We start from the raw sequence: 517 nt of genomic DNA on the forward strand, positions 1-517 counted from the left end.
GCCGCGCCGCGGTGCGCCCGGCCGGGGCCTCGTGGTCGGGGGCGAGGAAGGGGTTCTGGAGCGGGCGGGAGATGACCGAGCGGGGCACCACCTGCTTCTCCGCCCCGGGCGCCGGCGCGGTCTGCGGGGCCCGTTCTGCGGGCGCGGGCTCCTCGGGCGGCTCGAGCCCGCCGGCGCGCATCACGGTGGCCTTGTAGGCGCGCGCCGAGTCGGAGACCCGGGCGTCCTCGGCGAGGAGCTCGAGCAGCGAGGTGTCCCGGGCGGCGGTCTTGGCCAGCATCGTGGCCACGCCGTCGAGCCGCTTGAGCTGCTTGGTGCGCTGGGCCTCGGTCTGGCCGGCGTCGGCCTTCACCCGGGTCCGCTCCTCACGCACGAGCAGGGCGACGACCTGGAACTTCGTCCGCACCGCCGGGCGCGTGGGTGGCCGCTGCACCGCGCTGTCGACCTCGCGGGCCAGCTCGGCGAGCACCGGGAGGATCCCCTTCTCGGTGGGGCGCGCAGGCCGACGGCGCGGGCC

Annotated in this window: 1 pseudogene; it reads right to left on the reverse strand. The window is 77.8% G+C overall.

The annotated features are described in order from the left end of the window. Window positions 1-517 (reverse strand): annotated as a pseudogene (locus tag L0B03_RS19015) (ATP-dependent helicase); the annotation flags it as partial.

Origin of the sequence: Actinotalea sp. C106 (assembly GCF_023630195.1) — a bacterium.
Classification (GTDB): domain Bacteria; phylum Actinomycetota; class Actinomycetes; order Actinomycetales; family Cellulomonadaceae; genus Actinotalea.